The organism is Paraburkholderia kirstenboschensis (assembly GCF_904848585.1).
GTDB classification, from domain to species: Bacteria; Pseudomonadota; Gammaproteobacteria; order Burkholderiales; family Burkholderiaceae; genus Paraburkholderia; species Paraburkholderia kirstenboschensis.
Genome location: NZ_CAJHCR010000003.1, coordinates 43,596 through 64,865, shown reverse-complemented (window position 1 = coordinate 64,865; position 21,270 = coordinate 43,596). Strand labels below are relative to the sequence as shown.

Genomic DNA, 21,270 nt, shown 5'->3' with positions numbered 1-21,270 from the left:
TCACCGAAAAACTTAAGATAGCGTCGAATGCCATGAACCAGGTCACAGTTGTCATCTGCAACTACAACTACGAACGCTATCTAGCGGCCGCGATCGAGTCCGCGCTCAATCAGGACTATCCGGGCACGCAGGTTGTCGTGCTCGACGACGGTTCGACGGATGGATCGCGGGAAATCATAGAGAAGTACGGTAGTCGCATTACGGCGATCTTCCAGGAAAACGGCGGCCAGGTGGCCGCATACAATCACGCGATCAGCGCGCTGGAAACGGAATACGCGATCCTGCTCGATTCGGACGACATCCTGTACCCGAGCGCGGTGTCGGAGGTAATGCAAGTCTTTAAGAGCGGCTCCTGGGCGAAAGTGCAGTTCCGGCTGGACGTCATGGACGCAAGCGGAGCGGCGACAGGCGCTTACGTGCCGAACACCGAACCGCCCGCCAACTGCGGAGAACTCCTGCAGGCGGGCTGGCTGTATCCTTCGCCGCCAGCGTCCGGAAACGCGTATCGGGTAAGCGCACTTAAGCAGGTGTTTCCTATTCCCGCGCCGGGAATCAATCGCTACGGCGCCGACTTCTTCGCGATCTACGGTGCCGCGTTGGTGGGCCCGGTAGCTACGGTGCGCAAGTCGCTTGGCGGCTATCGCGTGCATAACGCCGACGGGGGCACGGTGTCCTTCGCCAATTCGGAGCAGATCTCCAAAGCCCCGAAGGCGCTGGGCATGCGTTGGGCGATCCTGAGAAATATTGCGAGGTCGCGTCTGGAGATCGAACTGCCCGCGACATTCCATGATTTCGGCCACGAGAAGGCAATCTTCTGTTCGAGCGTGTATCGGGCGACGCTCGTTCACCGGTGGCGCTGGATGATGCACGATTCGCGCGGCTACCTGCATGCGATCGTGGCCAACCCATTCTGGAGCGTGAAGAAGAAGTTCGGCACGCTGTTTCTTTCCGGCCTGTGCCTCGTACCGTACTCGCCACTTTCTGACTTCGTGGTTCGCTACATATCGAACCCGCTCGCACGCCGACGCGTGGCACAGCGCTAAGGTCAGGAATACGCACTTGGAGAACGGAATGGAAAGACGAGACAACGCAAGCGTCATTGCGTTTGTTTACGGCGGATATTTGATGAGGTACGTGTACCTCATCATCGTGGTGCCGTTTTACGGAAGAATTCTCGGCGTGTCCGAGTATGGACGTGTGCTGGCGTCGATGTCGCTCATGAACGTGATATGGATGCTCGTGAGCTACGGATTCACGTTTGTCGGAATGCGCGAAGTCTCGAAGGCGCAGTCGGTGAAGGAGTGCAATTCGATCTACTCGCTGCATGTCAGCGCGCGGCTCATGCTGGCCGCACTGGGCGGATGCATCGGCCTTGTCGCCACGATGTGCTCGCCGACATTGTCTGAGCGACCTCTTATCGGTGTACTGGCTACGTTGCTAGGCATCGTCTCGGCGCTGAACCTCGGCTGGCTATTCCAGGGGCGTCAGCGCTTTCGTACGCCGATCATGATCGAGGTTTTCGGCTTCGCCGTGAGCCTCGTTCTGGTGCTCAGCTTCGTGAAGGAGCCTGCCGACTCGGTATGGGTGCTTGCGAGCCTGCTGATTGCGGGAGTGGCGTCGTCGATCATTTCGTATGGCATTACTACTTCGCAATTGGGACTGCCGCGTCTGAAAATAGAAGGCGTGATGCCGCTCATTCGCAGCTCGACGATGCTGTTCTGCTATTCGTCCGGCTCCGTCGTACTCACGGCGTCTTCGACCTATCTGCTGACGCTGTTGTCGACGCCTGCACAGGTCGGCTATTTCGGCGCCGCCGAGCGCTTCGCGACTATCGCTCTCAGCCTCATGGGACCGGCGTCGCAGGTATTCGTCCCGACTATTTCGCGGCAACTTGCCCATGGCGACAAGGACGGCGCGCATGCGACCACTCGCCAGGGCGCGGCTCTTCTGCTCGGGTATGGGTTACTGGTGTTTTGCGGCGCACTGACGTTGTCGCCGTTTGTCCTGCCGCTAATTCTCGGACCGGCGTTCGAGCCTGCCGCGCGGGTTCTTCAATGTTTCGCGTGGATGTTCCCGTTCGTTGCTTTCAACGAGTTCGTCGCGTTCTATGTATTCGTACCGCGCAGAAAGGACCGGCTGCTTGCATTTGCAGGAGTGGCCTCTGGCCTCGTCAATCTGGCCGCGGCGCTGCTTCTCGCGCCGCGCTTCGGAGCAATCGGCATGGCAACGGCTCGGGTCATCGGCGAGGCGACCCTCGCCGTGATCCTGATGGTCATCATGGTCCGGCTCGAATTGGTGGGCCTCGTGCCGGGCGCACGGCGCGCTGCAGGAATGCTGGGGCTTGCATGGGGCGCAAGAGCTCAGGCAGGCGCGACCAAGGACGAGTGAACCGGATTGCCGGCGCTGAAGCGTCCGGCGCGTAATCTCACAGGAGGTTGAAGTGAAAGTCGCTATTGTTCACGATTGGCTCGTGGTTTCGGGCGGCGCGGAGAAGGTTTTAAAGAGCATCATTGAATGCTTCCCGAAAGCGGACATCTTTTCGATTGTCGACTTTCTCGAAGACCGCGATTGTGTGAAGGGGAAACCTGTCAACACGTCGTTCATTCAGAAGATGCCGTTTGCGCGCAAACGCTATCGGGCATATCTGCCGTTGATGCCGATTGCGATCGAACAACTGGACCTGTCTGCTTACGACCTCGTTATTTCGAGTTCGCACGCGGTGGCCAAGGGGGTGCTGACCGGCCCCAACCAGATCCATATCAGCTATGTGCATTCGCCGATTCGCTATGCGTGGGATCTGCAGCATCAGTACCTACGCGAATCGAACCTGCACAAAGGCGTCAAGTCGATCATGGCTCGCGCGCTGCTGCACTATATCCGCGGCTGGGATTCGCGCTCGGCGAATGGAGTGGACCATCTGCTCGCGAATTCACACTTCATTGCACGAAGAATCAGGAAGGCGTATCAACGCGACGCTACGGTTATCTATCCGCCAGTCGATCTAGAGAACATGGTCATGTGCACGCAGAAAGAGAACTTCTACGTGACCGCCTCACGCATGGTGCCGTACAAGCGCATAGACCTGATCGTGCGGGCTTTCTCGCAGACGCCGGAGCGCAAGCTTGTGGTGATCGGCGACGGCCCGGAAATGAAGCGCATCAGGGCGGTCGCCGGCCCCAACGTGACGATACTCGGCCACCAGCCTCTGGAAGTGCTGGTCGATCATCTGCGGCGCGCCCGCGCTTTTGTGTTCGCCGCGGAAGAGGATTTCGGCATCTCTGTGGTCGAGGCGCAGGCATGTGGCACGCCGGTGATCGCGTTCGGCAGGGGAGGTGCGCTGGAATCGGTTGTAGGCTTGCCACTCGAGCAGCCAACCGGTGTGTTCTTCGGTGAGCAAACGGCTGAGTCTTTGCTGGAAGCGGTAACACGGTTTGAGCGCAACGCTACGTTATTCGATCCGCTCAATTGCCGCCGGAATGCCGAACGGTTCTCGACCGAGAACTTCAAGACCGCATTGACGGATTTCATCGACGCACGGCTTCTGCGCAGCTCAATCGAACAGCTCCGCCCGTACCTCGTGCGCGAGCGGGCTGTCGACGAACGTCACCTGGCGAGCGTGCCTTCGTAAGATTGAAGGCGATATTTGACGCGGCCGGCGAGAGCCATGATCGAGTGAGCATGGCTGTGTATTTGCGGCGAACGCGTTTCAATGAGCCGCTGAAGCGGCGCCTGATGTCCATAGGCGAGCGCGCAGACGAATAGAAGGCTCGCGGCCGACCACGTGGGCCGAGCGCGTTCGGACTGCTCGGAAAGGGCCCTTCGCAGGAAGATCAGGCCTACGAGCGCGCCGAGAATCCAGCCAGCAATTACTTCCGGCCAGGTATGCGAAAGGTCCATCAAGCGCGATATGCCCGTTAGCGCGCCGATTCCCATTCCAGCCACGATGCCGAGCGAAGGCGGCAGACGCCACCACTGCAGTTGCAGTGCGAGCGCGACCATCCACACGCATGTCGACAGCATGGCGTGGCCGCTAATCACGCGAAAATCGGAAGCGGGAAAAGAGATGCCCCAGCCGGCATAGAAGATCTTGCTCGCGCCGACAATGGCGATGCCGGCAGATAGCATTACGATCCACCGGCAGGCGAGCTTAACGTTAAAAACAGCGATCCAGCAGGCGCAGACAGCGGCCACGGGTAAAGTGACGGCGGCATCGCCTATGTTGGTGAATACAGTCCACATAGGATTCTCGTTCTTGTTAGGTTTCGCTGCAGCGGAAACTGACTTTCCGGCTGCAGCGTAGCGGGCGTGGCTAATTTCAGACGCGCGAGCGGACCAGCGATTTACGCCGATTGAATTCCGCAGTGATCGCATTGGCGGATTGAGACGCCAGCAGCAGCGAGATGACGAGCGAGAGTATCAGAACATTCGAAGGCGACACGAGGCGATGCTCCGTCGCCGCCATGACCAGCAGGCACACGGACGAGATTTCAACGAATCGGAACGCCGAAAAGTTCTGTCCGCCTCCAACTAGCGCACTCGCAGCCGCTCCATCTTTGCTCCACTCAACGAGCTTCCAGAAGAAGCTCACCGTGAGGAACAGGCCAATCACACCCGTTTCGGCGAGCGCATTCAGATAAGAGTTATGAGCGTGGGAATCGCTGTGTTCGACCACGATGTCCGAAGGTGCACCGAACAGGTGAAAGTATGACGTTACAGTGCCGATGTGATCGTCGAATGAACCAAAGCCCAAGCCTACGATCGGGCTCTGCTCGAAATAGGCAAGGGCACGCGGCCACAGCCATTCATAGCGGATGTTGAGATTCGCGACCTTGGCATCCTGGTTGTGGATATTGAACGGGTAACCCATGTAGTTGATGGTCCCGTCGGTGTGAAAAACCGCCATTGCAAGGGAGCCCGCAATCAGGCCGCCCATCAGCACAGCCAGTAGCCAGCGCTTACGGCCGAAATAGAGGTACGGCAGTACTGCTGCGGCGCCGAGCAGCGAACCCCGGCTGTAAGTTGAGAACAGCATTAGCGCGTTGGCTGCGATCAGCGCGAGCAGCAGTTTGCTGCGCTTTTGCAGATAGCAGCCAACACCCAGGCAGAACAGCATTGCGAAGAATCCACCTGCTGCGTTACGCGCGATGAAGTAGCTGCCGAAGCTGTTGTCCGGGTTCGTGAAAATGCTCAGTATGCCGGTTTCGACGACGTAGTAAGCGTACGGCGGAATGTTGATCCCCACCGCGAAGATGAAGAACGTGCGAAGCACTTTATTCAGATCGAGCCGATGCACGTACAGGCAACCGGCAAAAATGGGCGCATACGAAATGAAGAAGTTGCCGTCGCGCCGGTAAAACTCGAATTCTGTAAACGATTTCGGATCGTAAAGCAGCGTGGACACGACGATAAAGGCGGTCAATGCCGTCAGCGGTGTAATAAAAGCCGGATAGCGCCGACCAAAAAAACGCCATGAGTACAGAATGATCGGCACAAAGCCGACCGCGCTTAGAGGCACAAGATTCGTGACGGTAAGAAACAACGCAAGTAGCGAAATGTAAGCCATTGCGACTCCCGAAAAACAAATGGCGCATAGCCTGCAATGACATGGCCATTACGTGCGAACACAACCTGGTTGGAGATGCGGCGCGTCGCAACGAGGCGACGAACCTGAACTGGATTGGGGTCCTGCGTCTGGATGAAGGAGCTACCCAAGTGCCCATCAAGGTACCACGTATAGGCACTGATTTCCACGCGGTGCCGTACAGACGGCGGCGATAACAATGGCCTTATAGGCGTGCGCGCACACTAATGCCACCGGGCGGGCCAAAACCTCAACTGTTCGCGCCACGATTGCTGTGGTGCAGCGTGAGGTGTCTATGATTGATCACATCGAGTAATGCTTCAGTGGCATCTGCATTCTGGCGCCACGCCGATATGTATGCCGTTTGTTTTCGTGAGCAACCCGCTGCTGCCTGAGTGCGCAAGCGTGGACGCGCACGGACAAGAACCCGGTGTGCATCCTTGCTTTACGCGGACAGAACGGCTCGCGTAGCCCGTTGATGCCCACACCCCGTCATTGATCACATGCGAGTCCGGAAAGGTGCCGACGTATAGCGTATTTCGTCGGCGCTTATGCGATTAATCGCGACCCGGCTCGTATGTCTTGGAGCGATAAATGGATAAAGTTTTTGCAACCGCCGGCGAGACGGACATCGAAGCTCTAAACGAAGCATCGCAGGAATGTCCGCCGCTCGCGCAAGTCATTCTCGCAGGCGGCTCCGGCACGCGTCTATGGCCTGTGTCGCGCGAGCAGTTCCCGAAGCAACTGATCGACGTGATTGGCGACAAGACCCTGTTGCAGGCCACGATGAACCGGATGGACGACTTCAATCCGCTCTGGAGCGTCGTGCCCGATCCGGTAATTGTGTGCGGTGCCGAACATTATTTCGCAACTTTTGAACAGGCGCGAGAAAGCGGCGTGAATGCCCGCATCGTCGTCGAACCCGGCCGCCGCGACACGGCGCCCGCCCTGACTCTTGCCGCGCTGGCGGCAGCATCCGAAGGCACGGACGTGATTCTCGTCGCGATGCCCGCGGACCATGCGATTGCGAATCTGAAGGCCCTCCATAAGGCAATTGAAATTGCGGCCCGCCATGCGGACGCGGGCGCGATTGCCACGCTCGGCGTTCCGCCTACCGGCCCGGATACGGGCTTTGGCTATATCCGCCTCGGCAGCGCACTGCCGGACGGCGCACATCGAATCGAACGTTTTGTCGAGAAGCCGGCGCCCGAGTTGGCCGCGCAGTATGTCGAGTCCGGCAATTACTGGTGGAACAGCGGCATGTTCGTAGTACGGGCATCCGTATGGCTCTCCGTAATCCGACAGTTCCAGCCGCAAATTCACGATGCATGCGTGCGAGCTTATGAAGGCGCCAAGGTCAGCGACGGCTGTGTCGTTCCCGACGCAGAAGCGTTCTTGCAATCGCCGTCGGACTCGATCGACTACGCGGTCATGGAGCATCTGGGCAAGCCCGATTCGCCCTTCGCAGGCGTAGTCGTGCCGCTCGAGGCGGGTTGGTCGGATCTCGGCTCGTGGGACGCCGTGTGGCAGGCGATGGAAAAAGACGATAGCGGCAACGCATCGAGCGGACGTGTTCTCTTCGAAGGTGCGACGGCAACTTACGCTCGCTCGCAAGGTGGGCGGTTGCTGGCATGCGTCGGGACGAACGATCTGATCGTCGTCGAGACGGATGACGCCGTTTTAGTGGCTGACCGTTCGCACGTGCAGGACATCAAGGGACTCGTATCGCGTATCAAGGCGGAGAAGTCACCTGAAGCGGATTCGCACAGAAAGGTGCGTCGCCCTTGGGGCTTTTACGATTCGATCGATCAAGGCGACCGTTTCCAGGTGAAACGAATTGTCGTGATGCCGGGCGCGCGCTTGTCGTTGCAGATGCATCATCACCGTGCGGAGCATTGGATCGTGGTGAGCGGTACGGCGCTCGTCACGCGCGGCGAAGAACAATTTCTTCTTGGCGAAAACGAGTCGACGTATATCCCGCTCGGTATTCGTCACCGCCTCGAGAATCCCGGTTGCGTTCCGCTCCAGATCATTGAGGTGCAGTCAGGCACCTATCTCGGCGAAGACGACATCGTTCGATTCGACGATAAGTATGGCCGTGCTGGTTGATCGGCCGTGGCGAACCAGAGCGCGTACGAGGGAACTGCTATGCGATTGATCACAGGTCTGATGGCCAGGCTGTTCGATGTGGCGATGATCCTCGGAGGCGCGGTCGCCGCGTCTCACATCCGCTTCGATGATTTCGCGCAACGGAACTTCTACCTGGCATTTGTCGCTTTCGCGGCGGCGTTTTCGCTCGCTGTGTTTCCGGCGTTGGGTGTCTATCAGTCGTGGCGCGGCCGTTCGAAACGGGTTCTAGCCGGACAGGTGGCGCTTGGCTGGCTAGTCGTCCAGGCCTGCGCGCTTGCGTTGATGTTCTCCTTGCACCGCATCGATTTCGTCTCCCGGTTATGGTTTGTGTATTGGACCGGCATCGCTGGCGGCGGAATGATCGCGGGCCGCATGGTGACCCACGTTCTTCTCGGACGAGTGCGCAACGCGGGGTTGAATCTTCAGAAGGTAGCCGTCGCCGCGTGCGGCGAACATTGCGACGAAATCTTGCGCAAGATGGAGATGGAGCCCGCCGCGGGCTTTCGTGCTAACGCTGTCTACAACCTGCGTCCGGACAAGGAAACCACGATGTCCGTGCCCGTGTTCGAGCAGCGCGCCGCATTCGCGAAATACGTGCGCGAACAGCAGGTGGACGAAGTGTGGCTCGCGCTGCCTTTGTCGGAAGAGCGCGCGATTCTGGAACTGGTCGATGAATTCCGCAACGATCTGATCAATGTGCGCTTCATGCCGGATGTGCGGGCGCTTGCCCTTTTCGATGGAAGCGTGACCGAGTTGCTGGGCTTTCCAACCATCAACCTGGCCGCCTCGCCGTTGCCGCCAAATGCACTGGTGAAGAAAGAACTGTTCGATCGAATCTTCGCACTGATTGCATTGATTGCTGTCTCGCCGATTCTTCTCGCGTGTGCGATAGCGGTGAAGCTCAGCTCGCCCGGTCCAGTGTTCTTCAAGCAGTGCCGAAAGGGCGCGGACGGCCGCGTGTTCATGATCTACAAGTTCCGGAGCATGCGCCTGCACGCAAAGAAGGAAGGGGTTCTCGAGCAGGCTACGCGTGGCGACCCGCGTATCACGAGAGTCGGACGGTTCTTGCGGCGTACGAGCCTCGACGAGTTGCCGCAGTTCTTTAACGTGCTGCGCGGCGACATGTCCGTCGTGGGGCCGAGGCCGCACGCGCTCGAGCACGACGACCTTTATCAGCACATCGTATCGGGCTATATTCACCGCTATCGGATCAAGCCCGGTATTACCGGGTGGGCACAAATCAACGGCTTTCGTGGGGAGACGGACCGCATCGAGAAGATGGAGGGCCGCGTAGCGCACGATTTGTACTACCTTCGAAACTGGTCGTTCGCACTCGACGTCAAAATAATTTTCGCGACTGTATTCAAGGGGCTGCATCATCCCAACGCTTACTAATCCGTTCGTTGGATCGAGGCCCCAGTAATGCAGTACAGGACGTGCCGCGCTCAAGCATAATCAGGAAGGGGAGGGGACTATGAAACTATTCGACGTTGAGAGAGTGGCCAGACGTTCAATCAAGAGGGTGGGGCGATACGCATTCCACCGGGTGCATGGCGTGCAGGCGAAACACGTCTTACGGCAACTGGAGAAGAAGTACGGGCCAGCGGACCCGGCGAATCTCAAGCTGGCCGATACCTACGCACTCGACGTATTCGGCGATGCGATCTACGCGCCCTGGCTTCGCGTGTACGCTGCGTTCAGCGGTACCTTCAAGGAAGGCTGGATACCCGATAATTACTACGGCGGTGTAGTCGTGCCCAATATGAAAGGCGGCTACGGCAGGATCTCGAACTTGAAACCCATGTCGCGGGTTATCTTCGGCGGTGACGCGTTTCCCGACATTGCCTACTTCGCCAACGGCCTGTTCTTTACGGACCGCAACGTGGTGGTTCCTGAGCACGAACTCGAGCACGCGGTGTTCCGCGATTGCGATAAGGTCGTCTTCAAACTGGACGGTTCGGGGCAAGGAAAAGGCATTCATTTCTTCGACCGAAAATCGTTCGACTCCGATCTCATCAAGTCGCTCGGCAACGGAGTCCTGCAGAAGTTCATCGTTCAACACCCATTGCTGAGCGCGTTCGCCCCGAACTCGGTCGCGACATTGCGCCTTACCACGGCGGTAGATGACCTTGGCCACGCCTCCCTTCGCGCCGCGTTTTTGCGCGTGGGCAGGGCGAGTCATACGCACATCACGGTGGATGACGAAGTTTGTGTGCCCGTGGACCTCGTCACTGGCGAATTCGCTCGCAAAGGCTTAATGAGCGACTGGGGCGCGACGGAAGAACACCCCGATTCCAAAGTCAGGTTCGCCGGCTTGAAGATGCCCGCGTTCAGCGATTGCACTGACACCGTTCTGCAACTTCATCGCAAGGTGCCGTTTGCGCGCTGCATTGGGTGGGACGTGACAGTCGACAGTGACGGAAAGGTGCAGGTGATGGAATGGAACGGCGAACACAACGATGTGAAGTTCAGTGAAGCGACGCAGGGCCCCTGCTTTCAGGACCTGAAGTGGGAACTGTTGAAGGGCAGCGCCTTATGACAGTATTCAGCGAGGAACGCGCGTGAGCGAACAATTGTGGTGCGTCCATATTGAAGGACCCGACGACTTCATTGCTATGGCTTCGCAAGAAGCGGCGCAGCGCGAAGCATCGGCTATCAATGCGTATGTGGAGCGCTCTGGGCAAGCCCAGAGCGCCGCGCGTGCACGCGCGGTCGCAATGGAGTGGCCGTTCGCGCCGGAGGGCCATGCCCGCGCGCTCGAAAGCGACTGGGAAGATTTGCAGCGCATGCCCCACCGTAAGCAGCAGGGCGGTTCGTCGCAGAACATATTGACGAATATCGCGCGACGCGTGAAGGAACTCATCGAAGTTGCGCGTGGCGCATGACTGAACGGCCGCGCGGCCGCTCGAGTATTCAAACCCCCAGACGCTTCACAATTGCCGTCTTTACGACCGGCATGCCAATTTGCAAGAGCTTGCGGAAGCCTTCGTCGCGCCCGACCTTTTGCTCTACGTTATCTATCATCGCCTGCATTACGTTCGCCGGATAAAACTCCCGGAAAAGACTGTTTGCGCCGATTCTCTCGAAGACGTGATGCAGGAACGAGCCGCGCGGCGGTCCGATCCGCTTGAACAAACCCATCTTCACAACGCGATTGTTCCAGAGGTGCAGCGCGTACGAGTCGGCGCATAACGCTGCGCACTCGTTGAAATGCTGCGGAAGGAACACCTTGTAGTAATCGTCGAAATGTACCGGATAGAAGTCGCTCTCCGGCGCGCCCGCTTCTACGCCATATACCGACGTAAGCAGACGTGGACCTGTGTCGCCCCATTTTATGGAGGTGCCTTTCATCGCTTCTATGCGTTGTAAAAGCTCCAACAGGCGCGGGTCAGTCGGGTCGAGCCGCAGCAGAGCAGTGCATATGCTGGCGGCTGACTCTCGCCCGATTATGTTGCCTTCCAGGCTGCGATCGAATGCGCGCAAAAGCAGCATGTCGGTGTCGACCCACACTTCGTCCGTTTTGGTGAACATGACGAAGCGAAAATAGTCGGTGAAATGCGCCATTGACGGAGTACCGTTAATGGAAAAAGCTGTTAACGCGTCGCGCGACACAATTGCGCTTGCGTCCTTCGCAATCACGCCTTTGGGTAGATTTTCTACGTTGTCGTAGGTATAAAGCGCTACAGCATTGCCATAGGCGGTGAACGAACTCAGACAGGCCACCTCATAGGCCGAAAGCTGTGGGCCATGCCAAAACGACGCGAAACGTGCGCTACTCATAGTCTATCCATTGGGAAATCTTCTTTGCGGTGGGAATCAGGCGAGGCCGAAAGCGCTCAGGCCACTTGGGGCTGACGGCGAACGCGCCTTTGCCTGGAATGCTTAGTCCGATGATAACAATGCGCAAAACTTAGATATCAGGAAAGACCCTAATTGCAGGACAAATGTCGCGAAACGTTGAGTGCAGTGGCTGACGGCGCGACTTCGCCCGGTTGCCGGACAGGAGAGGCGCGGCAGGGCGACGCGCCATGGCCGCGCCGCCGTGGGCTGCTTTAGTGCAAGTCGGTTCGCCCGCCGGATGAAACGACATTGCCGGAGCTATCCAGGATTGCGACAGGCTCGTTTCGCGTGGCCGGGGGCTCGTCGATCGCGAGCGGGCTTGTTACGGTCGTGCGGCCAGCCGATGCAATGCCGACCGAAGCAGCGCTGCCGAAAAACGAAAACAGAGTGGACAGGTAGTCTCGTACGCTGTCCTGGAGCACACCCGCAAGCTCGTTGTGCGTATCCACGGCGATGTCTTCGACATGCCCCCAATACGCGCAGGTCTTCTTCATTGCGGCGGGAACTTGCTGGAACTGCAGGTCGATTACCTGATCCAGCGACACCGAAGAAAGCGCGGCATTCACAAGCGCCTGTTGCTCGGACAAGGACGTCTTGACGGTCTGCACGTTCAGTTCGACGACTTTCTCAATGCCAGCAACTGCTTTCGTTACGATCTCGTAGGCAGCAATTGCATTGCCTTCTTGGCGAACTTCGGACTGGTTCAATACAACAGCGTTCATAAGGGTGCTCCGTATCAGTGCGGGTGGGAGGGAATGCGCGACAACGCGCAGTGTCAAGCAACGGCTATTCCTCGCGATGCAAGCGGATTGAACGCATCTCGGCAATGCGCCAGTGGCGCGGCTACCAGCGACTAAAAAATCTATTGGCTGGCACCGGCAGGCGCGTCGCTCGCCGCGGTGGCGGGCGCGGACACGGCGGGCCCGCTCTGCGCGGCTCCACTCAATGCGGTCGCGCCGCTCGCCTGATCTGTCGACGAAGTACCGGAGCGGTTGCAACCGGCCAACGCGACGGTCAGCGCGACTGCACACGCGGTGACCCACAAAGCCGAAATTTTCATGGTCGTGAAATAACGTCTGTTGAAGCGACACAGGGAACGCGCCGCACCGCGATGAGGCAGCAATGTGTATGCCTTGCGCGCAGTACGCGTCGTTTCGAGTGGCGCGACGAGCAATTCCACGTTTGTAGCGGTTATGCTGGAACCCACTCACCTAGACGAGAACTGGAACCTTGCCATGACTGAGCCCGATCTCTCCAACGTGTACCGAAGCTACATTGCCTGCCTTAACAGCCAGGATTGGACCAGGTTGACGCAATTCGTGCATGACGACGTTTACTACAACGATCAGCGGATCGGATTGTCAGGCTATCGCACGATGCTGGAGAGGGATTTTGCCGAGATTCCAGATCTTCATTTCGATATTGAACTGATGGTTACTGACCCTGCGTATGTAGCAGCACGGCTGCGCTTCAATTGCACACCGAAAGGAAAATTTCTCGGTCTCGACGTCAACGGCGGAACAGTGACTTTCACCGAAAATGTTTTCTACGAATTTCGCGGGGAAAGAATTGGGCAGGTGTGGTCCGTGATCGATAAGGCGGCTATCGAAGCCCAGTTGTAGTCCACGCAAAGCCAGCAATCGTTACGGATTGCTGCCCAGCGAAGTCGGCGTCGTTTCGCTGCCAGGCGTGGTGCCAGGCGTGGTGCCAGGCTGCGTGCCAAGAGCCTGAAACAGCGCAGCAGTGTCGGTGAAGCGGTTTGCTTGAGCCCGCGTTTGATCGAGTGTGGTTTGCAACATCTGACGTTGAGCGTCGAGAAGAGCAAACTGACTGATTCCGCCTGCCGCATATTGCTGAGCTGCAACCCCAAGGCTCGCCTGGGCCTCCTGTGCGGCCTCGGTGCGCGCCTGAAGTTCTTGTGCGTCGTTTTGCATTGCCGTCAGCGAGTCGGCGACCTGTTGCAATGCTTCCAGCACGGTTTGCCGATAGTTCGCAAACGCGGCGTCGTATACAGCCTGCGCCGCGCGTTTCTTCGCGTGCAGTTCGCCGCCGTGAAAAATGGGCTGGGTCAGATTCAGGCCTATATTCCAGACGTTCAGCCCATTCACAATGTCGCCAATGCGCGTGCGTTCCGAGCCGATTCCCGCCGACAACACGAATTGCGGGTACAGGTTCGCCGTGGCGACGCCGACATTTGCGCTGGCCTGATGCAGCAAAGCTTCCGACGCCTTGATGTCCGGCCGCGCACGAGCAAGCGTGGACGGCAAGGCAACTGGAATATCGACAGGCAAGTGCAGCGTGTCGAAAGTAAGGTTGTCGAAATCCGCTTCAGATGGTGCTCTCCCGAGCAGGATCGCCAACTGATGGTCGGCCGCGGCTAACTGTGTTGCCAGCGGCGGCAACGAAGCGCGAGTTTGTGCAAGCAACGTGCGCTGGCTGCGCACGTCGAGTTGCGACACACCGCCGGCAGCCAAACGCGCTTCCATGATAGACAGTTGATGTGCCTGTGCGTCGGCAAGGCGCTGCGTGAGCGCCATTTGTTGTTGCAGCGAAGCGCGGCGCACGGCGGTAGACACTACGTTTCCCGCAATGGCGAGCCGTGCCGCGTCGAGCTCATACGATTCGTAGTCGACTTGCGCCATGCTTGCTTCAAGCGCGCGCCGATTGCCGCCGAAGATATCGAAGACATAAGAAACGCTGACCGACGCGCTAAATAAAGAAAACGGTCCGGGGTTCTCGACATGCGGAATACCGAACGCAGCGGGGTCGACCTTTTGCCTTGCACCGGACAGAGTCGCGTCGATGCCCGGGAATTGCGTGGCACCGGCGAGTGCCGTGTAATTTTCACGCGCTTCGATCAGCTTGGCGCGCGCTTGCGCGAGCGTCGGACTTTCGCGCAACGCTTCGTCCACGAGATGGTTCAGTGCGTCGGACTGGAATTGACGCCACCACATGGGCGCCGGCCCCGGCGTCAGGCTGAACGTCTGCGCGGCGCCCGCCGTTCCGCCGGATGCGACAGTACGCTCGGGCAATGCTTCGCGTGTATAGCTTTGCGTGCCCGGTGCCGCCGGTGCCTGAAAGTCCGGTCCCACGGTGCAGCCGCTCAAAGCCACTGCACAGGCAACAAGAAGTGTTTTCATGGACGTTCTCCTAGTCGAGCGTGCGCCGGTAGAAGCGCACCGCAATTGCCATGACGATTGCGGTAAAAAGAGCCATGGGCCACACCGACGGCCAGAGGTCCGCCCATCCGTCGCCCTTTAGCAAAATGCCGCGAATGAGCCGGTTGAAATACGTCAACGGCAACAGGTTGCCGATGAATTGAGCCCAGTGCGGCATACCCGCAAACGGGAACATGAAACCGGACAGCAGAATATTCGGCAGAAAATAGAACACAGTAAGCTGCATGGCCTGCAACTGATTCTGTGCGAGCGACGACAGTGTGATTCCTACCGTCAGGTTCGCGGCAATGAAGAGCAGCGCGGCAAGGTAAATTGCCACCGGGTTGCCGACAAAAGGCACATGAAATACGAAGCGCGTCGCAAACAGAATGATCGACGCCTGGATCAGCCCGATGGCGACGTACGGCACGATCTTGCCGGTCATGACCTCGATCGGCAGAACCGGCGTGGCCAACAGGTTTTCCATGGTGCCGCGCTCACGTTCGCGGGTAACGGCGAGCCCTGTCATCATCACGAGTGTCATCGTCAGGATAACGCCCATGAGTCCGGGAACGACGTTGTACTGAGTAATACCTTCCGGGTTGTACAGGTTGTGAACCTGCACGCCGAATGCGCTTTGCCGGCCATTCAGATGCGCGAGCGGTCCTGTGATGTCCTTGTCGGCGACCGGTTGCACGAGTTTCGGCAGCGCGGCAACGGCGGTTTGCGTTGCAGTAGGGTCGGTCGCGTCGGCTTCGATCAGCAGCGAAGGGTGCTCGCCCCGCAGCAGCTTTCTGGAGAAGTCGACGGGTATGTTCAGCACGAATTGCACGCGGCCCCTCGCGAGCGCGCGGCGCCCGGCTTCTTCATCTGGCAGCGTTTCGACGATGTCGAAATAAGCCGAGTTGGTCATTGCCGCAATGAAGCTGCGCGAGAACTCGCTTTGATCGTGCACGATGACGGCAGTGGGCAAATGCTTCGGGTCGGTGTTGATTGCGAAACCGAATAGCGAGAGCTGAACGATGGGCACACCCACGATCATCGCGAATGTGACGCGATCGCGCCGCAATTGCAGAAACTCTTTCAGCACCACACTCCACCAGCGCGCCAACGAAAAAACAGTACCTGTGCTCACGTTTGCGCTCCGAAGTTGTCTTTCGAATGACTCATCAGATAGATGAACACGTCTTCAAGCCCTGTTTCTATCGGCTCCATGCGCAGTGTCGTGCCCGCGGTAGCCTGCCTGATGGCGCGCTCGAGCGCCGCGTGATCGCGCCCGCTCGCATGCAGTGCGGCGCCGAATACGACTGTCTGATCGACGCCGGGCGTTGCACGCAGCTTCTCCGACAGTTCGCTCAGGTGCTCGCCTTGAATCGACCACGTCGCGAGATCCTGCGACTCGATTACCTCTCTCGACGTACCCTGCGCGAGCAGCTTTCCGTAGGCGATATAGGCGAGCTTGTGGCAGCGCTCGGCTTCATCCATGTAATGCGTACTGACGAGTACCGATATGCCGCGCGCCGCGAGGCGGTGCAGTTCTTCCCAGAAGTCGCGGCGCGCAGTGGGGTCGACGCCCGCGGTCGGTTCGTCGAGCAGCAGCAATCTGGGTTCGTGCAGCATGCATGCCGCGAGCGCAAGACGTTGCTTCCAACCTCCCGAAAGGGACCCCGTCATCTGGTTCGCGCGGCTTTGCAGTCCGAGTGCTTCAAGCGATTTGTCGACCGTTTCGCGCCGGTTGCGCATCTGGTAAATGCGTGCAACGAAGTCGAGGTTCTCCCGAATGGTCAGATCTTCCCAGTATGAGAACCGTTGCGTCATATAACCGACATTGCGCTTGATCTGCGCACTGTCACGACGGATGTCGTAGCCGAGGCATGTGCCGGTGCCCGAGTCCGGCGTGAGTAGTCCGCACATCAAGCGGATGCACGTGGTCTTGCCGCTGCCGTTCGGTCCGAGGAAACCGAAGATCTCCCCACGCGCCACCTGCAATGAAACATTGTTGACGACGTGCTTGTCGCCGAAATGTTTGTTCAGTTCGTGCACGTCGATGGCGTATTCACGGGAATCAGTGCTCATTTGAGCACCACCGTCACCGGCTGGCCGGGATGAAGTTTTGCTGCATCCGCAACGGACGGGTGCGCCTCGATCATGAAAACAAGCTTTGCGCGGCTTTCGTTGCTATAGATGACTGGCGGCGTGTACTCCGCATTGTTCGAAACGTAGGTGATTTTCGCCGGTACATCCACTGCGCAGCCGTCGCAATGCATCATTACCTCGCGGCCTGGCGTGAGTGCGCCGACCAATGTCTCGGGCACGAAAAAGCGTACCTTGATGTTCTGCGGCGGCAGCATTTGTACGACTGGGCTGCCCGCCGGCACCCATTCGCCGTTGCGATAGAGCGTGTCGTAGATCAGTCCGTCGGCGGGCGCATTCACGCGCTTCTGATCCAGCTTCCACTGCGCCTGCGCGACCACGGCTTCGGCCGCTGCGACCTGCGCCTGCTGCGCGCTGATCTGTTGCGAGCGGCCGGGCAAACGCGCCACTTCCACTTGACTCGTGAGTTCACGCACTTGCGCCGATGTGGCGTCCGCATTCGCACGCGAATCGTCGAGTTGACCTTTCGGAATACCGCCTGCGCTGTACTGCGCTTCGTCGCGCGTGAGTTGCAGCGCCGCTTTGCGCGCGTTGGCAGCAGCCTGGGCGAGTTGTGCGCGATTGACGTCGACTTCCGGCACGCGCTTGCCGGTCTGGATGTCAGCGAGCTGAGAGCGCGCAGCCGCGAGTTGCTTCTGCGCCTGCTGAAGTGCGGCCGTTTCGTCGACGACGTCCAGAGCGAAAAGCGGCGCGTCTGCTTTGATGGTTTGTCCGCGCGTTACCTGCAATTCTGTGAGCTTGCCCGCCTGCGACGAACCCAGGTAGACGTATTCACCCTCCACATAGCCCTGGTATGCGTTCTCGTCGCGATGCGAGCAGCCCACGAGCAGGACGCCGATGAGCAACGCCCATGCGGGTTGCCTGATTGATGTGATGAAGTTCTTCATTGATCTCGTTCCACTCTACGTGTCGCGGTCGCGGCGCGTGTTCAACAGGCATTCCATTTCCATCGCCGGGAAGTCGATCGCCGGGAAGTGCCATTCGTGATGCTTTTCCTGAATGTCCAATCCGCCGGGATGCAGTAGAATGAATGCTATGTGAATTTGAATTCAAATTCAAAGTATTTTTCAGCAGGACTTTCCCCATGCCGACAAAACCAGTGACGACCGCCAGGCACACCGATCCGAAACAAAAGGCTAGAAAAGCGCAGGGAGCACCTCAGGCCAGAGCGACGAAACAAGCGGGCCAGGCAGTACAGCCCGACGCCAGGCCTCGCGCGAAGCGATTAAAAGAACCGGACACACCGCAACGGTCCAAAGCAGTGAAGCGCGCGAGCCGGCCTGACGGAGCGGCGACGCGCCAGCATCTGCTCGATATTGCGGGGCAGGTCTTCGCAGCGCGCGGTTTCGCCGATGCCACCAGCAAGGAAATATGCGAGCGTGCGGGCACGCCGATGGCGTCCGTCAACTATCACTTCGGTAGTCGCGAGGCGCTATACGAGGCGGCACTCGTGGAGGCGCATCGTCAGGTGGTAAGCCTCGATGAATTGACCGCGCTGACAGAAGGGCCGGGCGAGCCTCGGGACAAGTTGCGGGCGGTGATCTCGCGATTCGTCGGCCTGTCCACCAGCACGAGCGCGCCTTGGGGATTCATGCTGATGTTGCGCGAGGTGCTGTCTCCATCGCCCGCAATCCCGGCGCTCATCGAAAAGGCGGTGCGGCCAAAAGCCGCTGTTCTGCTCGGTTTGATGGGGGAAGTATTGCAGTTGAATCCGCAGGAGCCGACTGTGCAGCGAGCGGTGATGTTCACCGTGCTGCCTTGCATTGCGTTGATGATTGCGCCCCGGCAGGCGCAGGCAGCGTTGCTGCCCGCCGTTGCAAAAGATAAGAATGCACTCGTGGAAGACTTTGTCCACTTCGTCATGGCGGGACTGGATGCAGTCGCCGCCGCGCACCGTGCGCGCAAATAGCTCTATTGGTCGAACGCGATTGCGCGCCTGCGCAGTTCGCGCATTGCGCTGTCCAGATGAGCGCGTGCGCTCTCCTTGTCACCGGCGCGCATCTGTTCATAAGTGCGCTGCGCTACGTCGTGCGGCACGGCTTTGAGTGGGCGATTGCTGCTCATTGCCTTTAGCTGAACTTGCGCCGCGCGCTCCAGGTAGTAGAGGTCGTCCCACGCTTCTGCAATGCTTTCTCCCGCTACCATTACGCCGTGATTCTTGAGGAACAGGATATCGGCATCGCCGATCGTCTCCGCAATGCGGTCGCCTTCCGAATCGTCGAGCGCGAGCCCGTTGTAGTTCTCGTCGACTGCGGTGCGGCCATAGAACTTCAGTGCAGTCTGCCCGAGCCACAACAGCGGCGGCCCTTCAAGCATGCACAACGCCGTGGCATTGGGCATATGTGTATGAAACGCGGCCTTCACGCGCGGCTTTAACCGATGCAAACGCGCGTGGATATAAAACGCGGTTGCTTCGGGCTTACCTTGGCCGGCTACGACATGCCCGTCGAAATCGCAAACTAGCAGCCGTGAGGCGGTTATTTCGGAGAACGCATAACCATACGGGTTCACGAAGAAGAGGTTGTCGTGCCCGGGCACCACGGCCGAGAAGTGATTGCAGATTCCCTCTTCAAAACCGTACTGCGCCGCCAGCTGGAAGCATGCCGCGAGTTCGATTCGTGCTTCGTTGATGGCTTCGGATTCGAGCCGCAACGTCGGCGACGGATTCGCCGCGCCAATGGATGAAAGCGTGTGCGCCATGGTCGTAGTTCCTGAAAGTCACCAGCCGAGCGAAGCGAAAAGCGCCGGCACCTGATCGAGTGTGGAGAGCGTTGCATCGGGCGTGTAGTCGGGCAGCAGCGTGCGGCCTGTTGCACGATCTATCCACACGCAGCGAAAACCCACGTCGCGCGCGGCCGCGTGATCGAGATGCGGACTCGCGCAGATATGCACGACTTCGTCGCGCGTCACGCCGAGTTGCTCATGCGCATAATCGAACAGCCGTCGCGCGGGTTTGTAGGCGCCCGCCTGCTGAGCGGTGATGACGCGGTCGATATGGCCGCCGAGTTGTGCGACATTGCCGGCTATGACGTCGTCGTCGGTATTCGACACGATGCACAGGCGATAGCCATCTTGCTTCAGCGTGCGCAACGTATCGACTACTTCCGCAAACGGCGGCATGGCGGAGATGCGGTCGGTCAATGTGCGGACATCGCGTTCGTCGCCGGGCAGTCCGAGTTCCGTAAGTGCGAGATGAAGTCCAGCGCCTGCCACCTCGCGAAACGAGCGATGCGGCGGAGTCTGTTCGAGCGCATGCTCGTGCCGGTCGTACACTGCGATGAGTCTTGCCGGATCGACGTCGTGACCGTGCTTGGTTTCGAGAATTTCGCGCACTGCCGCCTTTAAACCTTCGTCCCACTGGATCAGCGTGCCGTAGCAGTCGAACGTAAGCCAGCGCGGGCGGGCGGTGTTGTGCAGTGACATGGATGGACTCCGACGTGAGTGGATCTGTGAATGGCGTCAAGATTAGGCGCATTGACAGATATTTGAAAATTAAATTAATCTCTCGACGTCAGTTGCATCTTCAATAACGAAGCGAGCACATCATGCTTGATCTCGACCTTCTGAATACGCTCATCTGCGTCGTGGACGAAGGCAGTTTCACGCGCGCGGGCGAACGCGTGCATCGCACGCAATCCACGGTGAGCCAGCAGGTTCGGCGGCTCGAAGAACTCGTCGGGCGCACCTTGCTGATGCGTGACCGTACCGGCAATCAGGTGACGGCAACCGAGCACGGCGAACTGCTCGCGCAATACGCGCGGCGGCTGCTCGCGCTGGCGCAGGAAGCACAAGATGCGTTGACGAGCGACGTCGCGGTTACGCCGCTTCGGATCGGCGTACCGGAAGATTTCGACGCGCGACGCATGTCGGCGATGCTGTCTGGCTTCGTCAAGACCAAGCCCGGGGTGCGGCTGGAAACGGTGGCCGGCATGAGCGCCGATCTGCAACGCAGGCTCTCGGGCGGTGAGATTGAGATCGCGCTGGTCAAACGCGAGCCGGCAAGCGGGGAGTGTCTGGCTTCGTGGCCGGAGTCGCTCGTGTGGGTGCGAGGCGCGCATGCTCCCGCGCCGGAGGAGTCTTCAGACGAACCCATTCCTCTCGCGCTATTTCCGCAAGGTTGCGTCTACCGGCAGCGCGCGATCCGGGGTCTCGACAAGGCGCATCGTCGCTGGCGAATCGCATTCGGAAGCCATAGCCTCACGGGTATTCAGGCAGCGGTTTCGTCGGGGCTGGGCATTTCCGTTCTGCCGACCACGGCGGTACTTCCCGAGCACCGCGTATGCAACGGCTTTCCGCCTTTGCCGCCGACCGAGCTTGCCCTTGTCAGTTCCGGCGGCGTGCTCAACGTGCATCAGCGCGCGTTGATCGACTTCCTGCTCGCGGAGATGGATGTATAGAAGGGCCGGC

The 21,270-nt window shown here is 59.1% G+C and carries 21 protein-coding genes; 10 read left to right on the top strand and 11 right to left on the bottom strand.

Annotated features, from left to right (window positions below):
* Positions 1-32 precede the first annotated feature (32 nt).
* The 3 genes from JMY24_RS10130 to JMY24_RS10120 are packed head-to-tail and all read left to right on the top strand — an operon-like array spanning position 33 to position 3,628.
* Positions 33-1,043, top strand: coding sequence for a glycosyltransferase family 2 protein (locus JMY24_RS10130; protein ID WP_128596743.1), 1,011 nt, complete (start codon positions 33-35; stop codon positions 1,041-1,043).
* Between the two features lie 28 nt (positions 1,044-1,071).
* Positions 1,072-2,388: a lipopolysaccharide biosynthesis protein gene (locus tag JMY24_RS10125; RefSeq protein WP_128585013.1), complete on the top strand. Its 1,317-nt coding sequence runs from the start codon at positions 1,072-1,074 to the stop codon at positions 2,386-2,388.
* 52 nt (positions 2,389-2,440) lie between these two features.
* On the top strand, positions 2,441-3,628 hold the full coding sequence (locus JMY24_RS10120) for a glycosyltransferase family 4 protein (protein ID WP_128596744.1): 1,188 nt from the start codon (positions 2,441-2,443) through the stop codon (positions 3,626-3,628).
* Here JMY24_RS10120 and JMY24_RS10115 read toward each other — a convergent pair.
* Positions 3,604-4,239 carry a phosphatase PAP2 family protein gene (locus JMY24_RS10115; protein WP_128585004.1) on the bottom strand — a complete coding sequence of 212 codons (636 nt, stop codon included), beginning with the start codon at positions 4,237-4,239 and terminating at the stop codon, positions 3,604-3,606. The two genes, JMY24_RS10120 and JMY24_RS10115, sit on opposite strands and share 25 nt — an antisense overlap.
* 76 nt (positions 4,240-4,315) lie before the next feature.
* Positions 4,316-5,563: an O-antigen ligase family protein gene (locus tag JMY24_RS10110; RefSeq protein ID WP_128585003.1), complete on the bottom strand. Its 1,248-nt coding sequence runs from the start codon at positions 5,561-5,563 to the stop codon at positions 4,316-4,318.
* Between the two features lie 612 nt (positions 5,564-6,175).
* Between JMY24_RS10110 and JMY24_RS10105 the strand changes: the two genes are divergently transcribed.
* The 4 genes from JMY24_RS10105 (at position 6,176) to JMY24_RS10090 (ending at position 10,596) form a co-directional block, all read left to right on the top strand.
* On the top strand, positions 6,176-7,690 hold the full coding sequence (locus tag JMY24_RS10105; protein ID WP_128596745.1) for a mannose-1-phosphate guanylyltransferase/mannose-6-phosphate isomerase: 1,515 nt from the start codon (positions 6,176-6,178) through the stop codon (positions 7,688-7,690).
* Positions 7,691-7,729: 39 nt separating this feature from the next.
* Complete coding sequence (locus tag JMY24_RS10100) at positions 7,730-9,106, top strand: undecaprenyl-phosphate glucose phosphotransferase (RefSeq protein ID WP_128585001.1); 1,377 nt, start codon at positions 7,730-7,732, stop codon at positions 9,104-9,106.
* A gap of 79 nt (positions 9,107-9,185) precedes the next feature.
* On the top strand, positions 9,186-10,250 hold the full coding sequence (locus JMY24_RS10095; protein WP_236597372.1) for a sugar-transfer associated ATP-grasp domain-containing protein: 1,065 nt from the start codon (positions 9,186-9,188) through the stop codon (positions 10,248-10,250).
* A 22-nt stretch (positions 10,251-10,272) separates the two neighbouring features.
* Positions 10,273-10,596 (top strand): hypothetical protein, encoded by a 324-nt coding sequence (locus JMY24_RS10090; protein WP_128596746.1) that lies wholly within the window; start codon positions 10,273-10,275, stop codon positions 10,594-10,596.
* Between the two features lie 28 nt (positions 10,597-10,624).
* Here the strand turns inward: JMY24_RS10090 and JMY24_RS10085 are convergent, their stop codons facing one another.
* From JMY24_RS10085 to JMY24_RS10075, 3 genes are all read right to left on the bottom strand, one after another.
* On the bottom strand, positions 10,625-11,491 hold the full coding sequence (locus JMY24_RS10085) for a hypothetical protein (protein WP_128596747.1): 867 nt from the start codon (positions 11,489-11,491) through the stop codon (positions 10,625-10,627).
* A 272-nt stretch (positions 11,492-11,763) separates the two neighbouring features.
* Positions 11,764-12,273, bottom strand: a complete 510-nt coding sequence (locus JMY24_RS10080; RefSeq protein WP_128596748.1) for a phasin family protein — start codon at positions 12,271-12,273, stop codon at positions 11,764-11,766.
* Positions 12,274-12,413: 140 nt separating this feature from the next.
* Positions 12,414-12,611, bottom strand: coding sequence for a hypothetical protein (locus JMY24_RS10075; RefSeq protein WP_201701976.1), 198 nt, complete (start codon positions 12,609-12,611; stop codon positions 12,414-12,416).
* A gap of 175 nt (positions 12,612-12,786) precedes the next feature.
* Here JMY24_RS10075 and JMY24_RS10070 point away from each other — a divergent pair, with 175 nt between their 5' ends.
* Complete coding sequence (locus tag JMY24_RS10070; RefSeq protein WP_128597533.1) at positions 12,787-13,173, top strand: ester cyclase; 387 nt, start codon at positions 12,787-12,789, stop codon at positions 13,171-13,173.
* 21 nt (positions 13,174-13,194) lie between these two features.
* Here JMY24_RS10070 and JMY24_RS10065 read toward each other — a convergent pair whose 3' ends face one another.
* From JMY24_RS10065 to JMY24_RS10050, 4 genes are read right to left on the bottom strand one after another with little or no spacing between them, the layout of a single operon-like run.
* Complete coding sequence (locus JMY24_RS10065; protein WP_236597371.1) at positions 13,195-14,691, bottom strand: efflux transporter outer membrane subunit; 1,497 nt, start codon at positions 14,689-14,691, stop codon at positions 13,195-13,197.
* 10 nt (positions 14,692-14,701) lie between these two features.
* Entirely contained in the window at positions 14,702-15,844 is a 1,143-nt protein-coding gene (locus JMY24_RS10060; protein ID WP_128597532.1) for an ABC transporter permease, read from the bottom strand.
* The gene (locus JMY24_RS10055; protein ID WP_128597531.1) at positions 15,841-16,785 is read right to left on the bottom strand and encodes an ABC transporter ATP-binding protein; all 945 of its coding nucleotides are present in this window, start codon (positions 16,783-16,785) and stop codon (positions 15,841-15,843) included. The genes JMY24_RS10060 and JMY24_RS10055 overlap by 4 nt, the downstream gene beginning before the upstream one ends.
* Complete coding sequence (locus JMY24_RS10050) at positions 16,782-17,750, bottom strand: HlyD family secretion protein (RefSeq protein ID WP_193425340.1); 969 nt, start codon at positions 17,748-17,750, stop codon at positions 16,782-16,784. The genes JMY24_RS10055 and JMY24_RS10050 overlap by 4 nt, the downstream gene beginning before the upstream one ends.
* 197 nt (positions 17,751-17,947) lie before the next feature.
* Here JMY24_RS10050 and JMY24_RS10045 point away from each other — a divergent pair, with 197 nt between their 5' ends.
* Positions 17,948-18,772, top strand: a complete 825-nt coding sequence (locus JMY24_RS10045; RefSeq protein WP_128597530.1) for a TetR/AcrR family transcriptional regulator — start codon at positions 17,948-17,950, stop codon at positions 18,770-18,772.
* Positions 18,773-18,774: 2 nt separating this feature from the next.
* On the opposite strand, the gene JMY24_RS10040 is transcribed toward JMY24_RS10045, so the two are convergent.
* Entirely contained in the window at positions 18,775-19,563 is a 789-nt protein-coding gene (locus JMY24_RS10040) for an aldolase (RefSeq protein WP_201701975.1), read from the bottom strand.
* A gap of 18 nt (positions 19,564-19,581) precedes the next feature.
* Positions 19,582-20,286 carry a haloacid dehalogenase type II gene (locus JMY24_RS10035; protein ID WP_128597529.1) on the bottom strand — a complete coding sequence of 235 codons (705 nt, stop codon included), beginning with the start codon at positions 20,284-20,286 and terminating at the stop codon, positions 19,582-19,584.
* 122 nt (positions 20,287-20,408) lie between these two features.
* Between JMY24_RS10035 and JMY24_RS10030 the strand changes: the two genes are divergently transcribed.
* Positions 20,409-21,260, top strand: coding sequence for a LysR substrate-binding domain-containing protein (locus tag JMY24_RS10030; protein WP_128597528.1), 852 nt, complete (start codon positions 20,409-20,411; stop codon positions 21,258-21,260).
* The last annotated feature ends 10 nt before the right edge of the window (positions 21,261-21,270 follow it).